Source organism: Tsukamurella hominis (assembly GCF_965137015.1).
Taxonomy (GTDB): Bacteria; Actinomycetota; Actinomycetes; order Mycobacteriales; family Mycobacteriaceae; genus Tsukamurella; species Tsukamurella hominis.
In genome coordinates this window covers 111,971-130,547 of sequence record NZ_CBCRZG010000009.1, presented here as the reverse complement: position 1 = coordinate 130,547, position 18,577 = coordinate 111,971, and the positions used below count along the sequence as shown (strand labels likewise).

Genomic DNA, 18,577 nt, shown 5'->3' with positions numbered 1-18,577 from the left:
CGTCCTCCTAGTCGAGCAGCAGGAGGGCGGTGGGCGCGTCGGTGCCGACGGTCGCGAGATCCTCGAACTCGGCGACGTTGTCGAGCTCGGTGCCCATCGCGATGTTGGTGACGCGCTCCAGGAAGATCTCGACGACCACGGGCACCTTGTGCTCGCGGGCCATCTGCTGCGCGCGGGTGAGCGTCGCGGCGATCTCCGCCGGGTCGGTCACGCGCACGGCCTTGCAGCCCAGGCCCTCCGCGACCTTGACGTGGTCGACGCCGTAGCCCTTGGGGGCCAGGGGCATCGGGTCCGAGCCGGTGGTGCTGTGGGCGTCGTCGACATCGGCGTTGATGTTGTCGAAGCCCAGCTGGACCTGGAAGTCCATGTCGAAGGCGCGCTGCGCCTGCCGGATCAGGCCCAGGTAGGAGTTGTTCACCACGACGTGGACGTAGGGCAGGTTGAACTGCGCCGCGACCGCCAGTTCCTCGATCATGAACTGGAAATCGTAGTCGCCCGAGAGCGCCACCACGTCGGTTCCGGGCGCGGCCTTGACCACGCCGAGGGCCGCGGGGATGGTCCAGCCCAGCGGGCCGGCCTGGCCGCAGTTGATCCAGTGGCGCGGCTTGAAGACGTGCAGGAACTGCCCGCCGGCGATCTGCGAAAGACCGATCGTGCTGACGTACCGGGTGTCGCGGCCGAAGGCCTTGTTCATCTCCTCGTAGACGCGCTGCGGCTTGATCGGCACGTCGTCGAAGTGCGTGCGGCGCTGCATCGTGCGCTTGCGCTCGGCGCAGGACTCGACCCAGGCGGAGCGGTCCGGAAGCGTGCCGGCGGCCCGCCGCTCCCGGGCGACCTCCACCAGCTGCTCCAGCGCGGCCCCGGCGTCGGAGACGATGCTGTAGTCCGGCGCGAAGACCCGGCCGATCTGGGTGGGGTCGATGTCCACGTGGACGAACGTCCGGCCCTCGCGGTAGGTGTCGAGCCCGCCGGTGTGCCGGTTCGCCCAGCGGTTGCCGATGCCCAGCACGAAGTCCGAGGCGAGCATCGTCGCGTTGCCGTAGCGGTGCGCGGTCTGCAGGCCCACCATGCCCGCGGCGAGGCGGTGGTCGTCGGGGATCGTGCCCCAGCCCATGAGGGTCGGGATGACGGGGACGTCGAGCAGCTCGGCGAGCTCGACCAGCTTGTCGGAGGCGTCGGCGTTGATGATGCCGCCGCCGGCCACGAGGAGCGGTCGCTCGGCCGCGGCCAGCATGTCCAGCGCCTTCTCCGCCTGCGCGCGGGTCGCGGCGGGCTTGTGCACGGGCAGCGGGGTGTAGGTGTCCGGGTCGAACTCGATCTCGGCGAGCTGCACGTCGATGGGCAGATCGATGAGGACGGGGCCGGGCCGACCCGAACGCATGAGGTGGAAGGCCTGCGCGAAGACGCCCGGCACCTGCGCGGGCTCGAGCACGGTGACGGCCATCTTGGTGACGGTCTTCGCGATGGAGGCGATGTCGACCGCCTGGAAGTCCTCCTTGTGCAGGCGCGCGACGGGCGCCTGGCCGGTGATGGCGAGGATGGGGATGGAATCGGCCATGGCCGAGTACAACCCGGTGATCATGTCGGTGCCGGCGGGGCCGGACGTGCCGATGCAGACACCGATGTTGCCGGCCTCGGCGCGGGTGAAGCCCTCCGCCATGTGCGAGGCGCCCTCGACGTGGCGGGCCAGCACGTGGCCGATGCCGCCGTGCGCGCGCATCGCCGCGTAGAAGGGGTTGATGGCGGCGCCGGGGACGCCGAACGCCTGGGTGGCGCCCTCGAGCTCCATGATCTTGACCGCTGCTTCGGCGGCACGCATACGAGCCATGTCAGTTCTCCAATGTCTTCGGGTTAGGACGTGCGGCCGGACAGGCGCTCGACGCCGCGCAGCAGCGCGGAGTGGTCGAGGGGGCCGTCGCCGTTGGCGCGGGCGGAGGCCATGAGCTGGGCGACGAGGCCGCCGAGCGGTGCGACGACGCCGGCCTCGCGGGCGGCGGCGGTGACGATGCCGAGGTCCTTGTGGTGCAGCTCGATCCGGAACCCGGGCTCGAATTCGCGGTCCAGCATCTTCTGTGCCTTCTGGTTGAGCACGGCGGAGCCCGCGAGCCCGCCGCCGAGCACCTGGACGGCGGCGGCGGTGTCCACGCCGTACGCCTCGAGGAAGATGATCGCCTCGGCCAGGAGCTGGATGTTGCCGGCCACGATGAGCTGGTTCGCGGCCTTGACGGTCTGCCCGGAGCCGTTGGGGCCCACGTGCACGATGGTCTTGCCGACCACGTCGAGCACGGGCTGCGCCGCGGCGAAGTCCTCGGGCGTGCCGCCGACCATGATCGACAGCGCGGCGTTGATCGCGCCCGCCTCGCCGCCCGACACGGGCGCGTCGATGAGGCGGAAGCCGCGTTCGGCGGCCTGCTTCGCGAGCTCGGTCGTCACGTCGGGCCGGATGCTGGAGAAGTCGATGATCAGCGCGCCGGCGGGGGCGTTGTCGAAGACGCCGCCCTCGCCCGCGAGCACGGCCTGCACGTCGGGGGAGTCGGGCACCATCACCGCGATGACCTCGGCGTCGGCGACGGCGTCGGCGATCGAGGCGGCGGCGCGGCCGCCGGCGTCGACGAGCGGCTTGGCCCGCTCGGGGGTGCGGTTGAAGCCCGCCACCGTGTGGCCGGCGTTCGCGAGGTGCACGGCCATGGGGCTGCCCATGATGCCGAGTCCGATGAAGGCGATGTTCGTCATGAGATTCCTTGTGTCGGGTCGTCGATCGGAGGATCGGGTGGCTGGGGGCTCAGGAGGCGGCGACGACGCGGGCCGCGCGCTGCTCGCGGGGGAGCCAGGCGAAGGGATCGTCCTGGGTCTGCTTGTACTCCAGGCCGATCGGCCCGCGGTAGCCCACGCGCTCGAGGTGGGCGAGGTGGCCGTCGAGGTCGAGGGTCCCGGTGCCGGGCTCGCCGCGGCCGGGATCGTCGGCGATCTGGACGTGGCCGATCAGGCCGGCGTGGGTGTCGATGGCGGCGGCGACGTCGTCGCCGTTGACCTGCAGGTGGTACAGGTCGGCGAGCAGTCGCAGGGAGTCGACGCCGGACTGCTCCCGGACGCGGTCGATGACGGTCACGGCGTCGGCCGCGGTGAGCAGCGGGTAGCGCGGGGCGCCGCTGACCGGCTCGATGAGGACGACGGCGCCGATCCCGGCGGCGGCGCGGCCCGCGGCGGCGAGGTTCTCGGCGGCGACGGCGTCCTGCTCGGCGGCGTCGACGCCGTCGATCCGGTTGCCGTACAGGGCGTTGAAGGCGGGGGTGCCCAGGCGTTCGCCGATGCCGACGACGACGTCGATGTTGTCGCGGAACTCGGCGACGCGGGCGGGATCGGAGAGGATGCCGCGCTCGCCGCCGGGCATGTCGCCGGCCGCGAAGTTCAGGCCCGTGAGCTGCACGCCCGCGTCCTCGATCGCCGTCACGAAGGCGTCGACCTGACGGTCGCTCGGCACGGCCGTGGGGAACGGCCACCAGAACTCGACGGCCTCGAAGCCGGCCTCGCGGACCACGCGGGGCCGCTCGAAGATCGGGGTGTCGGCGAGCAGGATCGAGCAGTTGACCGTGTACTTGGCGGGGGCGTTCGCGTTCATGGGGGCTCCTTCATCAGGCGGGGCGTACGGGCGATGCAGGTTCTGGCGAGGTCCGATACGACCTGCAAGCTTTCGCCTGTCGGAAAGATCATTTCCGTACTATGGAATTGTGGCATGTGATGGTGGTCACGTCAAGGGGTTCGGGAAGACGAGAGCCGGAGTGCGCAGCGCACACTCCGGCTCTCGTCGAGGCGGTCCGGCCGGGAGGCCGGCCGGGCGGGCCTCAGTCGCCGTTCGGGATCGGGTTGCCGCGTTCGTCGGGGGCTGCTGCGAACACCGAGACGTCCGGTCGGTTGCCCGCCGTGATCTCGTTGAACAGGAAGTTCAGGACCACCGCGACCACGGCGGCGGCGCTGATCCCCGAGTGCATGACCGTGCCGACCGCGGTCGGGAAGGCGTGCCAGAAGTCGGGCGCCGCCACGGGGATCATGCCCATGCCGATGGAGACGGCGACGATCACCATGTTGAGGTTGCCGTCGAAGTTCACGCGGGAGAGCGTCTTGATGCCGCTGGCGGCCACGGAGCCGAACAGCACCAGGCCGGCGCCGCCGAGCACGGGGTAGGGGATCGCCGCGATCACCCGGCCCACGACGGGGAGCAGTCCCAGGAACGCGAGGATGCCGCCGCCCATCGCCACCACGTACCGGCTCTTGATCCCCGTGAGCGCCACCAGGCCCACGTTCTGCGCGAATGCGCTGCACGGGAAGGCGCTGAACGCGGGGGCCACCGCGGTCGAGAGCATGTCGGCGCGCAGGCCGTTGGCGACCCGCTTCGAATCGACGGGGGTGCCGACGATCTCGCCGATGGCGAGGATGTCGGCGGTGGTCTCCGTCATGATCACCAGGATCACGATCGTCATCGAGATGATGGCGCCGATCTGGAACGTCGGGCTGCCGAAGTGCATGACCGGCGGCAGCGAGAAGATCGGTCCGTCGCCGACCTTGGAGAAGTCGAGCTTCCCCATGAAGGCGGCGATGACCGTGCCGACGACGATGCCGATGAGGATCGACAGCCGCGAGATCGCGCCCTGGAACAGGCGGCTGATCACCAGGATGATCAGCACCGTCGCGCCGGCCAGCCCGATGTTGGCCATCGAGCCGTAGTCGGCGGCCTTGGCGTTGCCGCCCTGCGCCCAGTTGAAGGTCACGGGGAGGAGCGACAGGCCGATCACCGTGATGATCGTGCCCGTCACCACCGGCGGGAAGTACCGCACCAGCTTCGCGAAGAAGGAGCTGAGGACGAGGCCGATGAGTCCGGCGACGATGATCGCGCCGAAGATGGGCCGCACGCCGCCGTCCTGCGCGATGGCGGTCATCGTCGAGACGCTGGCGAACGAGAGCCCCTGCACGATCGGTAGGCGCGCGCCGAGCGGGCCGATGCCGATGGTCTGCAGGATCGTCGCGAGGCCGCTCACGAACAGGCCCGCGGTCACGAGCAGGCTCATGTCCGTGGCGGACAGGCCCGCGGCGCCGCCCACGATGAGCGGGGGCGCGATGACGCCGCCGTACATCGTGAGGATGTGCTGGAGTCCGTAGACGAAGGTCTTGCCGAGCGGGAGGCGTTCGTCCTCGGGCCGGACCTCGGTGGCTGTGGTCATGGTCGTCGCCCCGCTAGCAGAATCCGGGCACGCCGTGCCACGCCGAGCCGGCGTCGGAGGCGTCGTCGCGCACGACGCTCGCCTCGATCAGGCCGTAGGGGCGGTCGGCCGCGATGAACACCTCGCCGGGGTTCTCCACGCCGAAGGGGGAGAGGTCCACCAGGAAGTGGTGCTTGTTCGGCGCCGAGAACTTGATCTCCGCGACCTCGGGGTGCTGTTCGAGCACGGACTGACCCATGCCGTAGAGGGTCTGCTGCAGTGCCTTGCTGTGGATCTCGGCGAAGCGCTGGAGCAGGATCGCGCGGATCGAGTCGAAGGACTTGTCCCAGTCCACGTCCGTGTGGTCGTAGCGCCACTTGGCGACGAGCGACGTGGCGAGGATCCGGTCGTCCGTCTCCTGCAGCGTCGTGTACTTGTCCTTGAGGAAGCCGTGGAACTCCGAGCCGGTGGACTTGAGCAGCGTCAGGTCGTGGATGCCGGAGACCACGTGGGAGCGGCGGTCGGCGCCGCGGCCGTCGACGTTGACGACGGTGGACCGTACGCCGCCGCCGGAGCGGACGAAGGCGTGGTCGTGGCCGGCACCGTCGACCTGGATCCGGTCCCAGGGGTACTCGTGCACCTCGATGCGAGCGCCGTCGGCCTTGGGGGTGGAGTCGATGAAATGACCGCCCAGCGTGAGGGCGTAGTCCTCGATCGCGCCGATGCCCTTCTCCTTGGCGAAGGCGAACGCGGTGTTCTTCTGGGTGTCGGTCGGCAGCACCGCCGCCTGGTCGCCGCTGATGTGGGCGTCCTGGAAGTCGCCACGCAGCGCCGAGGACACGTTGAGGTCGCGGATCGTGTGCCGGGCGGTGTCGCGGTAGATCCGCACCACGCGGTTCTCCGCCTTGCCGTACTGGTTGGGGCCCAAGTGGATTGCCATGGTGGTCAGCTTCCTTTGTAGGTGGAGTAGTGGAACGGGCTGAGGAGGAGCGGGACGTGGTGGTGGGGAACGGCGCCGTCGACCGCGATCAGGCGGAAGGTGATGGCGACCTCGGGGAAGAAGTTCTCCTGCCCCGTCGCCGCGGAGTACGTCGCGGTGTCGAAGGTCAGGCGGTAGACGCCGGCGGCCAGGTCGTCCGGGCCGAGGTCGCGGATCCGGCCGTCGTCGTCCGTGACGCCCTGTGCCACGGGGTCGACGGTGCCGTCCGGCCCGACCCGGTCCATCCGGATCGGGACCCCGGCGGCGGGGACACCGCGTGCGGTGTCGAGGACGTGGGTGGTGACCGTGCTCATGACTGCCTCTCTGCGAGTTCGTCTTCCAGTTCCAGGACCCGGGCGAGGCGGCGCAGCGCGATCCCGCGGAGCTCGCGGGCGACTTCGGCGGCCTCGGCGTCCGGCGCGTTCTCGAGCCGCCGGTGCAGCTCGGCGAGCACCGTCGTCGCGTCCAGTCCCGCGGCGTTGATGAGGAAGACGCGGTCGAAGCGCTCCTCGTAGGCGCCGTTGCCGGCGAGGAGGGCGGCCTGCGTCTGCGCGTCGGTGGCGACGCCCGACTGCTCCTTGCGGGACCACGCGGCCTCGGTGGAAGCGCCCGCGGCGCGCTCGCCGATCCGCGGATGGGAGGCGAGTGCGCGATCCACGTCGGCGGGGGTGAACGCCAGGGCGGCGGTGCCGGCCACCCGGAGGGCGTCGGAGGCATCGGCGTAGGGCCGTCCGTCGATGACCGCATCGCTCCACGAGCGCACATCGCAACACGCGAGTAGAGTCGCCCGGATATCGGCCTCAGGCGCCGAGTTGAAGTCTTCGAGGTCCATCTGACCTGCCTTCTTTCGGTCTGCGGAAGAGGTTTTCCACTGATCGAAGAATGACATGTGATCTGAGTCACGTCAACAGTTTGTTGAAAAAATGTTGCCGAGCGTCGCTCGGTCCAGGTCAGGCGCGCAGGCGGTTGAGGTAGTTGTACACCGTGAACCGGGTGACTCCGAGTGCCTCGGCCACCGTCTCGGTGGACTTGCGGAAGGTGAACGCGCCGCGCTCCTCGAGCAGGCGAACGGCTCGCTGCTTGTCCTTGCGGTCCAACTCGTTCAGGGGTGCTCCCAGTTCCTCCGCGAGCCGCTCGAGGAGGGTGTCCAGGTCGCCGGCGAGGGGCTCCGCCGGGTCCGCGGCGGAGAGGCGCACGCCACCCACGGTGCGGCCCTCCCAGCGCAGCGGCACGTCCGACGGCCGCAATTCGGCCACTGTCACGACGGTGCCGTCGATCCGGTCCACGAGGTCCCGCACGGCCTCGAGCAGCGGATGTTCGGGTTCAGTCATCGGTCCGCTCGATCTGCACGGTGACGCGGGTCGCGCCGCCTGTGAACGCCGCATCGAGGGCGTCTCGCAGTGCGTCGAGCACGGAATCGCGGTCACCCTCCACGGAGGTGCCGAGCGGACCGAAGTTGTGTTCCAGGCCGGCGGCCCGCAGTGCTCCGACGGCGCGGTCGGCGTGCGTCGGCACCGTTCCCTCGCCCTCGAAGGGTTCGCTGGTGAATTCGGCGGTCAGGCGCATGTCTGCACTGTAGCCCCGCCCCGATCGGAACCCGACAGCGTTGGTCCGCGCTGCTTCCTGGGGAAACGTGTGCATCCGGCGCTCGCTACCCGCGGGTCGGGTCCGGCGGGCGTCGGGTCCGGCGCGGGGTCGGGCCGGCGAGGTCGCGGACGGCGGTCTCGGCCTCGTCGGCGGTGACGACGCCGATCAGCGCGCGGTAGGCGAAGCCGTCCGCCGCGGCGAGGAGCGCCCGCGCGCGGTCACGGTCACCGTCGAGCAGGTCCGTGGCGAGGTCCTCGGCGCCCCGCAGCGTCTCGTCGACGATCGCGCGGAGGCCGGGATCGGTGACCGCCTCGGCGAGGTAGGCGTACCAGACCTTCGCGCCGAGCCGTCGCGCCCCGTCGCGCGGGATCGCGTGGGTGAGCAGCATCGTCAGGGCCTCACGCGGATCGTCCGGGAGGGGGTGGGCCCGCTCCGCCAGCGCCAGGTACGACGTGAGTGCGTGCCGGACGATGGCGTCGCGGGTGGGGAAGTAGTGCTGGATGCGGCCCATCGAGATGTCGCCGCGTGCGGCGATGGCGCGGAGGGTGACGGCGGCGATGCCCTCCTCGGCGATGATCGTCCACACGACGCGGTCGATCTCGGCGCGACGTTCCTCGTGGTCCACCTGCTTCGGCACCCGTCGATCGTAGCAATGCGAGTGCATCGCGAACTTGTTACAATGCGAATGCATTGCCAAGGAGGTGCGACATGGGACGACGGATCCGGCGAGCGGTGATGGTCGGGGCGGTGGCGGCGGTGGTCCTCGGTGCGGTGGGCGCCTACCTCGTGCGCGATCCGAGCCCCGTCGGGTACTGGCGGTCGGCGGACGCCCGCGCGACGTACCTCGAGCGGTACGACCGCGCCCTCCGTGACCTGCCGGCACCGTCGGAGACGCGGGACGTGCGCACCGGGTACGGCATCGTCCGCGCCTACCGGTTCGGGACGCCCCGGCCCGGGGAGGCGCCGATCCTGTTGGTGCCGGGGCGATCCTCGGGTGTCCCCATGTGGGCGGACGTAGTGGCGCGCCTGCGCGATCGGGAGGTCTACGCCGTCGACGCGCTGGGCGATGCGGGCATGAGCGTGCAGGACCGGCCGCTGGCCGGCGCCGACGACCAGGCGGCCTGGCTCGCGGAGACGATGACGGCCCTCGGGATCGGCCGCGCGCACCTCGTCGGGCACTCCTTCGGCGCGTGGAGCGCCGCGAACCTCGCGGTGCGCCATCCCGATCGGGTCGCCACCCTGACACTGTGGGAGCCGATCCTCGTCTTCGCCGGGCTCCGCTGGCAGATGTACGTCGCGACGCTGCCCTCGGCGCTGCCCTTCCTGCCCGAGTCGTGGCGGCGGAAGGGGCTCGCATCCATCGGCGGGGCCGACGAGGCCGACACCACCAGCAGCCCGATCGGCGCCATGATCGACGCCGCCGCGGCGGGGTACCGCGCCGCGCTCCCGACGCCCGTCCGGCCCGACGACGCCGCGCTCGCGCGGCTGACGATGCCCGTCTTCGTCGGCCTCGGCGGCCGGAGCGCGGTCACCGACACCGCCGCCGCGGCCGACCGGGCCCGCGCCCTCCCGAACGCGACGGTCCGCGTCTGGCCCGACGGGACGCACTCGCTCCCGATGCAGTACCCCGACGAGCTGCTCGCCGAACTGTCGGCGCTGATGGCACGACGGCCCGGATGAGTCGGGGGCTCAGGCGACCGTGATCCCGGCGGCGACGAACTCCGCCAGCGCGGCGCGCGTCGACTCCTCGGCGACGCCCGCGGTGTACTCGGCGAGCACGCGCACCGTCAGGCCGGCGGCCACGGCGTCGAGTGCCGTGGCGCGCACGCAGTGGTCCGTGGCGATGCCCACCACGTCGACCGACGAGACGTCGTGCGCCGCGAGCCATTCCGCGAGCGAGGCGCCGTCGGGATCGTGCGCCTCGAAGCCCGAGTACGCCGCCGAGTAGGCGCCCTTGCTGAACACCGGCACCCGCACCGGCAGCCGCAGGTTCGGGTGGAACTGCGCGCCCTCGGTGCGCGCCCGGCAGTGCACCGGCCACGAGTCCACGTAGTCCGGGGTCGCGGAGAAGTGCGCGCCGGGGTCGATGTGCCAGTCGCGGGTCGCGGCGATCACCGGATAGGACTCCAGCAGGTCGTCGTGGATGCGCCGCGCCACCTGCGCGCCGCCCGCGACGGCCAGCGAGCCGCCCTCGCAGAAGTCGTTCTGCACGTCCACGACGATCAGCGCCGTCGTCATCGCTTCTCCTCCAGCCGGGTCGGGATCGCGGGCTCGCCGTTCGACAGGCCCAGCCCCTCCCACGGCAGCGTCACCAGGGCGTCGCGCAGGTGCGCCCGCGCGTCCTCGAGGGTCGGCAGCCCGTCGACCTGGTCGCCGCCGCGCACCAGCGGGATCTGCAGCGGCGTCGCGGTGAGGTGCGCCGGCACCGTCGGGGTGGCCCCGGGCCGGTGCAGCAGCTCCTCGACGATGGTGCCGGTGCCGCGCGCGAGCCGCACCGCGCGCTTCTCGCCGCCCTGGGTCTCCTTGTGCGAGCTGCGTTTCGCGACGGGCAGGCCGTCGACCTCGACGAGCTTGTAGACCATCCCCGCGGTGGGGGCGCCCGAGCCGGTGACGAGCGAGGTACCGACGCCGTAGACGTCGATCGGCTCCGCGCGCAGCGCGCCGATCGCGTACTCGTCCAGATCGCCCGAGACCACGATCTTGGTCCGCGTCGCGCCCAGGCCGTCGAGCTGCGCCCGCACCTGCCGGGTGATGATGCCGAGGTCGCCCGAATCGATCCGCACGCCACCGAGCTCCGGTCCCGCGGCCCGGACCGCGCGGTTGACGCCCTCGGTGATGTCGTAGGTGTCCACCAGCAGCGTGGTACCGGGCCCCTGCGCCGCGACCTGGGCCGCGAAGGCGGCCTCCTCGTCGGGGCCGTCCGGGCCGGTGTGCAGCAGGGTGAAGGCGTGCGCGGCCGTGCCGCCCGACGGGACGCCGTACGTCCGGGCCGCCTCCATGTTGGAGGTGGTGGCGAACCCGGCCAGGTAGGCCGCGCGGGCGGAGGCCACCGCGGCCCGCTCGTGCGTGCGCCGCGAGCCCATCTCGATCAGCGGGCGCCCCGCGGCGGCGGAGACCATGCGGGCGGCGGCGGAGGCGATCGCGCTGTCGTGGTTGAGGATCGACAGGATCAGCGTCTCCAGGATCACGCCCTCCGCGAAGGTCGCGCGCACGGTCAGGAGCGGGGAACCGGGGAAGTAGAGCTCGCCCTCGCGGTAGCCGTCGATCTCGCCCGTGAACCGGTAGTCCCTGAGCCAGGCCAGCGTCTCCGCGTCGAGGAAGCGCTCGACGACGGCGAGCTCGGCGGGCCCGAAGCGGAACCGGCGGAGCTCGTCGAGCACCCGCGTGGTGCCGGCCACCACGCCGTACCGGCGGCCCGCCGGCAGCCGTCGCGCGAAGACCTCGAAGACACAGGGCCGGTGCGCCGTGCCGTCCTTGAGGGCCGCCGCGAGCATGGTGAGCTCGTACTGATCCGTGAGCAGGGCGGAGCTGCGCCAGGAGGAGTCGGCCCCGTTTTCATCTACCGTCACACTGGGTACCCTAGAACCATGACCGACAGCAGCGCAGCGGCCCCGGGAAGTGACGGTGGTCCCGGCGGAGGTTCCACTGCTGCCCAGCCCGGTACGTCCGCGGTGCTCGAACGCAAGACCGACGAGGCGCTCGACAAGCCCTGGGTCACCGTCGTCTGGGACGACCCGGTGAACCTCATGTCGTACGTGACCTTCGTGCTCCGGAAGCTGTTCGGCTTCAGCACGGCCAAAGCCAAGGAACTGATGATGCAGGTGCACACCGAGGGGAAGGCCGTGGTCTCCACGGGCGACCGCGACAAGGTGGAGGCCGATGTCCGCAAGCTGCATGCGGCCGGCCTGTGGGCGACGATGCAGCGAGACGACTGAGTGCGTAACTGGCAGGTCAAGCGGGGCGTGCGCGGCGATGTCCGCTTCGCCTCGAAGATGGATCCGGAGGAGGTCGGCCTCGTCCGGTCCCTCGTCGGCTCCCTGGTCGAGCTGTTCGACGAGCGGGAGGACTCGGCCCCGCACGACGATCTCGCCGAGCTGACCGGGCTGCGGACCGGCCACGCCGAGCCGCCCCAGGAGACCGTGCTGCAGCGACTGCTGCCCGACTTCTACCGGCCCGACGCCAACGCGCCCGGGGCGACCGAGGCACCGTCGGGCGAGCTGGCCCGCGACCTCAACGGCGCGCTCCGCTCCCTCAACGAGCCCGAGGTGATCGACGCCAAGCGCGACGCCGCGCAGACGGTGCTCGCCACCCTGCCCGAGCGGGCCGGCACCGTCTCCCTCACCGAGTCCGAGGCGCAGGACTGGCTGACCTGCATCAACGACCTGCGGCTCGCGCTCGGCACGCTGCTGGGCATCACCGCCGACCTGCCCGACGGGCCGTCCTCCGAGGACCCGGCCCGGGCCGGGCACGTGGACGTCTACCACTGGCTCTCGGCGATGCTCGACGTGCTGGTCTCGGTGATGCTCGACCGCGAGCCGGAATAGCCCGCGCCCGGCGGCGGTTGCACGGCACATGACGGAGCCGGGCCCGCCGCGCGGGTTGACGATCAAGCGCGACCTGGTGGAGCGCATGATCGCGCACGCGCGCCGCGACCACCCCGACGAGGCGTGCGGCGTCATCGCCGGGCCCGAGGGCTCCGACCGCCCCGAGCGGTTCATCGAGATGCTCAACGCGGAGCGCTCGCCCACGTTCTACCGCTTCGACTCGGGCGAGCAACTGCGCGTCTGGCGCGGGATGGACGACGCCGACGAGGAGCCGGTGGTGATCTACCACTCGCACACCCACACCGAGGCCTATCCCTCCCGCACCGATGCGAGCCTCGCCTCCGAGCCGAACGCGCACTACGTCCTGATCTCCACCCGCGACGAGCTCGGCCCCGACGCCGAGGTCCGCAGTTACCGCATCGTCGATTCCGTGATCACCGAAGAGCCCGTCCACATCCTGGAGGATTGATGTCCGTCACCGTGTCCATCCCGACCATCCTGCGCCCGCTCACCGGCGACCAGAAGCGCGTCCCCGCCGACGGCGCGACGCTCGCCGCCGTCATCGACGACCTCGAGACCCGCCACGCCGGGATCAAGGACCGGCTCATCGCCGACGGCGCGCTGCACCGGTTCGTCAACGTCTACGTCGACGACGAGGACGTGCGGTTCACCGGCGGCCTCGACACCCCCGTCGCCGACGGCGGCACCGTCACGGTGCTTCCCGCGGTGGCGGGCGGATAGGTGCGCTTCGACTCGCTGCTCGACTCGCTGGGCGGGACGCCGCTGGTCGGGCTGCCGCGCCTGTCGCCCCGCTGGGACGGGTCCAACGGTGCGCCCGCCGTCCGGCTGTGGGCCAAGCTCGAGGACCGCAACCCGACGGGGTCGATCAAGGACCGCCCGGCGCTGCGGATGATCACGGAGGCCGAGGCCGACGGCCGGCTCCGCCCCGGCGACACCATCCTCGAGCCCACCTCCGGCAACACCGGGATCAGCCTCGCGATGGCCGCGAAGCTCAAGGGCTACCGGCTGGTGTGCGTGCTGCCCGAGAACACCTCCGCGGAGCGGCGTCAGTTGCTCACCATGTACGGAGCCGAGATCATCTCCAGCCCCGCCGCGGGCGGCTCCAACCGCGCCGTGGCGGAGGCGAAGAAGCTCGCCGCGGAACACCCCGACTGGGTGATGCTCTACCAGTACGGCAACCCCGCGAACGCCCGCGCGCACTACACGGGGACGGGGCCGGAACTGCTCGCCGACCTGCCCGAGATCACGCACTTCGTCGCGGGGCTCGGCACCACCGGCACGCTCATGGGCACCGGCCGCTACCTGCGTGAACACGTGCCCGGCGTGCAGATCGTCGCCGCCGAGCCGCGGTACGGCGAGCTCGTCTACGGGCTCCGCAACCTCGATGAGGGCTTCGTCCCCGAGCTCTACGACGAGACGGTCCTGACGCGGCGGTTCTCCGTGGGCGCCTACGACGCGGTGCGCCGCATGCGGCAGCTCATCGACGACGAGGGGATCTTCGCCGGCGTCTCCACCGGCGGGGTGCTGCACGCCGCGCTGGGCGTCGCGAACAAGGCCCTGGCCGCGGGCGAGCGCGCCGATGTGGCCTTCGTCGTCGCGGATGCGGGATGGAAGTATCTGTCGACCGGCGCGTACGACGGTACGTTGGAAGATGCGGAGGAGGCCCTCGACGGCCAGCTCTGGGCGTGAGTGAAGCACCGCCTCCGCTCGCGCGAGGAGGTCGCCATGACGGTTCCCATCAAGGACGAGCGGTCGCCCGTGCGGCGAGCGGCTGGGAGCACGGCCGGACGGTCCGCGATCGTGATCGCGGTCTTCGTCGCCGCGCTATGGGCCATCGAGGTCGTCGACACCGTCGCCGGCAACTCCCTGGACCAGTGGGGCATCCACCCGCGTGAGGGTGGCGACGCGATCCGCGGGATCGCCGCCGCTCCGCTCCTGCACGGCGGTTGGGAGCACTTGGCCGCCAACAGCGTTCCGGCGCTGATCCTCGGTTTTCTGGGCCTGATCGCTGGTGCCGGCCGGTTCCTGCTCGCCACCGCGATCATCTGGCTGGTGTCGGGCGTCGGCGTGTGGGTGACGGGCGGCACGAACACCGTGGTGATCGGGCTGTCGGGGGTGCTGTTCGGCTGGATGACCTACCTGGCGGTGCGGGGGCTGTTCACCCGCAAACCGCTCGACATCATCGTCGGCGTGACGCTCATGGTGCTCTACGGCGGCATGCTGTGGGGCGTTCTGCCCGGTCAGCCCGGTGTCTCGTGGCAGGCGCACCTGTGGGGCGCCGTCGGCGGCGTGCTCGCGGCGGTGCTGCTCGGGCGCCGCGCCCGCACCGAGTCCGGACCTGGCAATTCCCGTGAGGTCGGCGCGATTGCCTCGTGACGATCGCGGATCTGGCAGCATGTGCTTCATGCGTCTCACCATCCTCGGGTGTTCCGGCAGCGTCGGCGGTCCTCGGGCGGCCTGCTCGGGATACCTCTTGGAGGTGGACGGGCAGGATCCGGTCGTCATGGATTTCGGACCCGGGGTGTTGGGGGAGTTGCAACAGCGAGTCGACCCGAACACGGTCACCGTCATGCTCTCGCACCTGCACGCCGACCACTGCCTCGACGTGCCGTCGCTGCTCGTGTGGCGGCGCTACCACCCGGAGCCCGCGGTGGGCCGCGCCCGCCTGATCGGCCCCGCGGACACCCCGGAGCGCCTGGGGCGCGCCTCCGCCGAGTCGGCGGCGATGCTCGACGACATCTCCGACACGTTCGACTTCTCCGCGTGGGCCGAGGGTGAGGACCACGTCGTGGGAGGCCTCACCGTGCGTCCCTTCCGCATGTTCCATCCGCCCGAGTCGCACGGCCTGCGGATCACGTCGCCGAGCGGCAAGGTCCTCGCGTACACGGGCGACACCGGCGTCTGCGACAACCTCGTCGAGGTCGCCCGCGGCGCGGACGTGATGCTGGCCGAGGCCAGCTGGACGCACGACCCCGCGAACCGCCCGCTGGGCGTGCACCTCTCGGGCGTCGAGGCCGGCCAGGCCGCCGCGGACGCGGGCGTCGGGCGGCTGCTGCTCACCCACATCCCGCCGTGGACCTCGCGCGAAGCGGTGCTCGCCGAGGCGCGCTCCGTCTACGACGGGCCGGTCCACGCCGTGACGGGCGGCGACGTCTTCGAGCTCTAGCGCCCCCGCCGACGGGAGGCGATAGGCTGGGGCCGTGAGCAGACGCGCAGACGGCAGGGCCGACGACGAACTCCGCCCCGTGACCATCACCCGGGGATTCACGCAGAACCCCGCCGGTTCGGTGCTGGTGGAGTTCGGCAACACCAAGGTGCTGTGCACCGCCAGCGTCGAGCTGGGCGTGCCCGGCTGGCGCCGCGGATCGGGCCAGGGTTGGCTGACCGCCGAGTACTCGATGCTCCCCGGCGCCACGCACGAGCGCAGCCGCCGCGAGTCCACCAAGGGCAAGGTCGGCGGCCGCACCCACGAGATCTCCCGCCTCATCGGCCGGTCGCTGCGCGCCTGCATCGACCTCGCGGCGCTGGGCGAGAACACGATCGCCATCGACTGCGACGTGTTGCAGGCCGACGGCGGCACCCGCACCGCGTCGATCACCGGCGCCTACGTCGCGCTGTGCGACGCCGTGACCTACCTCGGCGCCGCCGGCAAGCTGACCGACCCGCAGCCCATCTCGTGCGCGATCGCCGCCGTCTCGGTGGGCGTCGTCGACGGCCGCGTCCGGCTCGACCTGCCGTACGAGGAGGATTCGCGCGCCGAGGTCGACATGAACGTCGTCGCCACCGACACCGGCACCCTCGTCGAGGTGCAGGGCACGGGCGAGGGCGCCACCTTCGCCCGCACCACCCTCGACTGGATGCTCGACTCCGCGGTCGCCGGCACCGAGAAGCTCTTCGCCGTGCAGAAGGAGGCGCTCGCGGCGCCGTACCCGGGCGTGCTGCCGGAGTTCGAGGGCGAACAGAAGAAGAAGTTCGGGCAGTGACGGGCGCCCGGCTGCTGCTCGCCTCGCGCAACGCGAAGAAGCTCCGCGAGCTGCGGCAGGTCGTCGCCGACGCGGGCATCGTCGGCCTTGAGGTCGTCGGGCTCGACGAGGTCCCGGCCTTCGAGGAGCTGCCCGAGGACGCGCCGTCGTTCGAGGGCAACGCGCTCATCAAGGCCCGGCAGGGCTACGAGCGGACCGGACTGCCCTGCCTCGCCGACGATTCCGGCATCTGCGTCGACGCCCTCAACGGCATGCCCGGCGTGCTCTCGGCGCGCTGGTCCGGCCGCCACGGGGACGACCCGGCGAACACCGCCCTTGTGCTCGCGCAGATCTCCGACACCCCGGACGAGCGGCGCGGCGGCGAGTTCGTTTCGGCGTGCGCCCTCGTGGACGGCACGGGGGAGCGGACGGTGCGCGGCACCTGGCGCGGCACCGTCCTGCGGGAGCCCCGCGGCGACGGCGGCTTCGGGTACGACCCGGTCTTCCTGCCGGAGGGCTCGGATCGCACCGCCGCGGAGCTGACCGCGGAGGAGAAGAACGCGATCAGCCACCGCGCGCGGGCGCTCGCCCAGCTGGTGGAGCCGCTCCGGGCGCTCGCGGCGCGCGTCCCCGAGTAGGGGTGCTCCGCGCGGTAATGTCGCCGCGTGAAGCGCAGACCGTCGGGAGCGCGGGGTGGCCGCGTGGCCATCGCGCTGCTGTCGGCCGTCGTGCTCGCCGTCACCGGAACAGTCTGGTGGAGCACCAATCTGGTGATCGGCGGATTCAACGTCTCGCGCGCGCTCGCCGAGGCCAAGGTCGCCAAGTCCACGGGTGGTGCGAAGAACATCCTGCTGATGGGGCTGGACACCCGGCGCGATCAGAACGGGGATCCGCTGCCCGCCGACGTCCTCGAGCAACTGCACGCCGGTACCAGCGACAACGGCGGCTACAACACCAACACGCTGATCCTCCTGCACGTGCCCGCGGACGGGAAGAAGGTGACCGCCTTCTCGATCCCGCGCGACGACTACGTGACCTTCATGGGCGTCGAGTCGAAGAAGAAGGGGAAGATCAAGGAGGCGTACGGCACCCGCAAGGCCGAGGTCGAGGACAAGCTGGCCGCGACGGGCGTCTCCGACCGCAAGGAGCTCGAGAGCAAGGCCCGGGAGTCGGCGCGCGCCGCGACCATCGCCACCGTCGGCCGGCTCGTGGGCGTGCCGATCGACCACTTCGCGGAGGTCAGCCTCGTCGGTTTCTACGACCTCGCGCAGACCCTGGGCGGCGTCGAGGTGTGCCTCAACAACCCGGTGCGCGACAGCTACTCCGGCGCCGCCTTCCCCGCCGGTCGGCAGAAGCTGAACGCCGCGCAGTCGCTGGCCTTCGTCCGGCAGCGGCACGGGCTCGCCGACGGCGACCTCGACCGCACGCACCGGCAGCAGGCGTTCATCGCCGGCGTCATGGTGCAGCTGCAGAAGCAGGGCGTCTTCGGCGACGTCCGGAAGCTGCAGTCCCTGATCGCCGTGGCGCAGAAGGACGTCGTCGTCTCCGACGGCTGGGACCTGCAGGAGTTCGCGCAGCAGGCCGGCCAGATCGCCGGGACGAACCTCACGTTCACGACGCTGCCGGTGCTCGGCTACGACATGATCGACCAGCAGGCCGTGAACCTGGTGGATCCGAAGGCCATCCGTGCGCAGGTGCAGAAGGCCTTCGGGCAGTCCGTGCCCGAACCCGATGACGCCGAGGAGACCTCCGACGCCACCGAGGCCGCCGGCGCGACGCCGGCTCCGAAGCCCGTGGGCTTCACCGCGCCCCGCGCGCCGGGTACGACGACGGTGCCCACGTCCGCCGCGGCGGGCCCGGTGCCGGACTCCGGGACGACCCTGCGCGGGGGCGAGATCCCCTGCGTCGACTGACGCGACCGGCGTCTCGGTAGGGTCGACCCGTCCCGTCATCCAGCCGGAAGGTGCCCCATGTCGAAGCCCACGAACGGAATCCGCCTCGGTGCGGCGGTGCTCGCCGTCGCCGCGCTCACCCTCACCGGCTGCACGAAGCAGGGCGGCGACACGACCTGCGAAAACTACCAGAAGATGTCCGACGCGGACCAGCGCGAGCAGGTGACGAAGCTGTACAAGGACAAGCACGGCGACGAGCCCTCGGCGCTCGTGATCACGGGACTGCAGCAGCAGGCGATCGTCTACTGCAAGACGGCGGGCAAGCCGGATTCGAAGATCAAGGAGATCCCGATCTCCTGACGGATCGTGCTCGTACGGCGAAGGCGCCGACTCCCGG

Annotated in this window: 24 protein-coding genes; 12 read left to right on the top strand and 12 right to left on the bottom strand. The window is 71.4% G+C overall.

Translation table 11 applies throughout. From position 1 onward, the window contains the following. Nucleotides 1-7: 7 nt before the first annotated feature. The 10 genes from gcl to ACM9LD_RS13635 all read right to left on the bottom strand — a co-directional run bounded on the left by gcl (nucleotide 8) and on the right by ACM9LD_RS13635 (nucleotide 8,398). Nucleotides 8-1,828, bottom strand: coding sequence for a glyoxylate carboligase (gcl, locus tag ACM9LD_RS13680; RefSeq protein WP_415677180.1), 1,821 nt, complete (start codon nucleotides 1,826-1,828; stop codon nucleotides 8-10). Between the two features lie 23 nt (nucleotides 1,829-1,851). Then, nucleotides 1,852-2,733, bottom strand: coding sequence for a 2-hydroxy-3-oxopropionate reductase (locus ACM9LD_RS13675; RefSeq protein ID WP_415677179.1), 882 nt, complete (start codon nucleotides 2,731-2,733; stop codon nucleotides 1,852-1,854). A 49-nt stretch (nucleotides 2,734-2,782) separates the two neighbouring features. After that, complete coding sequence (locus ACM9LD_RS13670; RefSeq protein WP_415677178.1) at nucleotides 2,783-3,619, bottom strand: hydroxypyruvate isomerase family protein; 837 nt, start codon at nucleotides 3,617-3,619, stop codon at nucleotides 2,783-2,785. 223 nt (nucleotides 3,620-3,842) lie between these two features. Next, nucleotides 3,843-5,216: a nucleobase:cation symporter-2 family protein gene (locus ACM9LD_RS13665; RefSeq protein ID WP_415677177.1), complete on the bottom strand. Its 1,374-nt coding sequence runs from the start codon at nucleotides 5,214-5,216 to the stop codon at nucleotides 3,843-3,845. Between the two features lie 13 nt (nucleotides 5,217-5,229). Further along, complete coding sequence (pucL, locus tag ACM9LD_RS13660) at nucleotides 5,230-6,135, bottom strand: factor-independent urate hydroxylase (RefSeq protein WP_415677176.1); 906 nt, start codon at nucleotides 6,133-6,135, stop codon at nucleotides 5,230-5,232. Nucleotides 6,136-6,140: 5 nt separating this feature from the next. Then, nucleotides 6,141-6,488 (bottom strand): hydroxyisourate hydrolase, encoded by a 348-nt coding sequence (uraH, locus tag ACM9LD_RS13655; RefSeq protein WP_415677175.1) that lies wholly within the window; start codon nucleotides 6,486-6,488, stop codon nucleotides 6,141-6,143. Further along, nucleotides 6,485-7,006 (bottom strand): 2-oxo-4-hydroxy-4-carboxy-5-ureidoimidazoline decarboxylase, encoded by a 522-nt coding sequence (gene uraD, locus ACM9LD_RS13650; RefSeq protein ID WP_415677174.1) that lies wholly within the window; start codon nucleotides 7,004-7,006, stop codon nucleotides 6,485-6,487. Before uraD ends, uraH begins: the two co-directional genes overlap by 4 nt. A 118-nt stretch (nucleotides 7,007-7,124) precedes the next feature. Further along, entirely contained in the window at nucleotides 7,125-7,505 is a 381-nt protein-coding gene (locus ACM9LD_RS13645) for a helix-turn-helix domain-containing protein (RefSeq protein WP_415677173.1), read from the bottom strand. Continuing rightward, the gene (locus ACM9LD_RS13640; RefSeq protein ID WP_415677172.1) at nucleotides 7,498-7,740 is read right to left on the bottom strand and encodes a thiamine-binding protein; all 243 of its coding nucleotides are present in this window, start codon (nucleotides 7,738-7,740) and stop codon (nucleotides 7,498-7,500) included. Before ACM9LD_RS13640 ends, ACM9LD_RS13645 begins: the two co-directional genes overlap by 8 nt. Before the next feature lie 85 nt (nucleotides 7,741-7,825). Then, nucleotides 7,826-8,398, bottom strand: a complete 573-nt coding sequence (locus ACM9LD_RS13635) for a TetR/AcrR family transcriptional regulator (RefSeq protein WP_415677171.1) — start codon at nucleotides 8,396-8,398, stop codon at nucleotides 7,826-7,828. A gap of 71 nt (nucleotides 8,399-8,469) precedes the next feature. Here ACM9LD_RS13635 and ACM9LD_RS13630 point away from each other — a divergent pair, with 71 nt between their 5' ends. Next, nucleotides 8,470-9,441 (top strand): alpha/beta fold hydrolase, encoded by a 972-nt coding sequence (locus ACM9LD_RS13630; protein WP_415677170.1) that lies wholly within the window; start codon nucleotides 8,470-8,472, stop codon nucleotides 9,439-9,441. A gap of 9 nt (nucleotides 9,442-9,450) precedes the next feature. On the opposite strand, the gene ACM9LD_RS13625 is transcribed toward ACM9LD_RS13630, so the two are convergent. Beyond that, nucleotides 9,451-9,999, bottom strand: coding sequence for an isochorismatase family protein (locus ACM9LD_RS13625; protein WP_415677169.1), 549 nt, complete (start codon nucleotides 9,997-9,999; stop codon nucleotides 9,451-9,453). Beyond that, on the bottom strand, nucleotides 9,996-11,330 hold the full coding sequence (locus tag ACM9LD_RS13620; protein WP_224646361.1) for a nicotinate phosphoribosyltransferase: 1,335 nt from the start codon (nucleotides 11,328-11,330) through the stop codon (nucleotides 9,996-9,998). Before ACM9LD_RS13620 ends, ACM9LD_RS13625 begins: the two co-directional genes overlap by 4 nt. Nucleotides 11,331-11,348: 18 nt before the next feature. Here ACM9LD_RS13620 and clpS point away from each other — a divergent pair, with 18 nt between their 5' ends. Genes clpS through trbK form a run of 11 tightly spaced genes read left to right on the top strand, consistent with a single transcriptional unit; the run spans nucleotide 11,349 to nucleotide 18,540 of the window. Next, complete coding sequence (gene clpS, locus ACM9LD_RS13615) at nucleotides 11,349-11,696, top strand: ATP-dependent Clp protease adapter ClpS (protein WP_224646359.1); 348 nt, start codon at nucleotides 11,349-11,351, stop codon at nucleotides 11,694-11,696. Further along, on the top strand, nucleotides 11,697-12,305 hold the full coding sequence (locus ACM9LD_RS13610) for a DUF2017 domain-containing protein (RefSeq protein ID WP_415677168.1): 609 nt from the start codon (nucleotides 11,697-11,699) through the stop codon (nucleotides 12,303-12,305). A 28-nt stretch (nucleotides 12,306-12,333) separates the two neighbouring features. Further along, nucleotides 12,334-12,774: a M67 family metallopeptidase gene (locus ACM9LD_RS13605; RefSeq protein ID WP_415677167.1), complete on the top strand. Its 441-nt coding sequence runs from the start codon at nucleotides 12,334-12,336 to the stop codon at nucleotides 12,772-12,774. Then, on the top strand, nucleotides 12,774-13,046 hold the full coding sequence (locus ACM9LD_RS13600; protein ID WP_224646353.1) for a MoaD/ThiS family protein: 273 nt from the start codon (nucleotides 12,774-12,776) through the stop codon (nucleotides 13,044-13,046). Before ACM9LD_RS13605 ends, ACM9LD_RS13600 begins: the two co-directional genes overlap by 1 nt. Further along, on the top strand, nucleotides 13,047-14,015 hold the full coding sequence (locus ACM9LD_RS13595) for a PLP-dependent cysteine synthase family protein (RefSeq protein ID WP_415677166.1): 969 nt from the start codon (nucleotides 13,047-13,049) through the stop codon (nucleotides 14,013-14,015). A 36-nt stretch (nucleotides 14,016-14,051) separates the two neighbouring features. Continuing rightward, complete coding sequence (locus ACM9LD_RS13590) at nucleotides 14,052-14,702, top strand: rhomboid family intramembrane serine protease (protein WP_415677165.1); 651 nt, start codon at nucleotides 14,052-14,054, stop codon at nucleotides 14,700-14,702. A gap of 28 nt (nucleotides 14,703-14,730) precedes the next feature. After that, nucleotides 14,731-15,492, top strand: a complete 762-nt coding sequence (locus ACM9LD_RS13585; protein WP_224646347.1) for a cyclic nucleotide-degrading phosphodiesterase — start codon at nucleotides 14,731-14,733, stop codon at nucleotides 15,490-15,492. A 34-nt stretch (nucleotides 15,493-15,526) separates the two neighbouring features. Continuing rightward, a complete protein-coding gene (gene rph, locus ACM9LD_RS13580) occupies nucleotides 15,527-16,309 on the top strand; it encodes a ribonuclease PH (protein ID WP_224646344.1) in 783 nt (260 codons plus the stop codon). Further along, entirely contained in the window at nucleotides 16,306-16,926 is a 621-nt protein-coding gene (rdgB, locus tag ACM9LD_RS13575) for an RdgB/HAM1 family non-canonical purine NTP pyrophosphatase (RefSeq protein WP_415677164.1), read from the top strand. The genes rph and rdgB overlap by 4 nt, the downstream gene beginning before the upstream one ends. Before the next feature lie 27 nt (nucleotides 16,927-16,953). Beyond that, on the top strand, nucleotides 16,954-18,201 hold the full coding sequence (locus ACM9LD_RS13570) for an LCP family protein (RefSeq protein WP_415677163.1): 1,248 nt from the start codon (nucleotides 16,954-16,956) through the stop codon (nucleotides 18,199-18,201). A gap of 57 nt (nucleotides 18,202-18,258) precedes the next feature. Next, nucleotides 18,259-18,540, top strand: coding sequence for an entry exclusion lipoprotein TrbK (trbK, locus tag ACM9LD_RS13565; RefSeq protein WP_415677162.1), 282 nt, complete (start codon nucleotides 18,259-18,261; stop codon nucleotides 18,538-18,540). Nucleotides 18,541-18,577 lie beyond the last annotated feature (37 nt).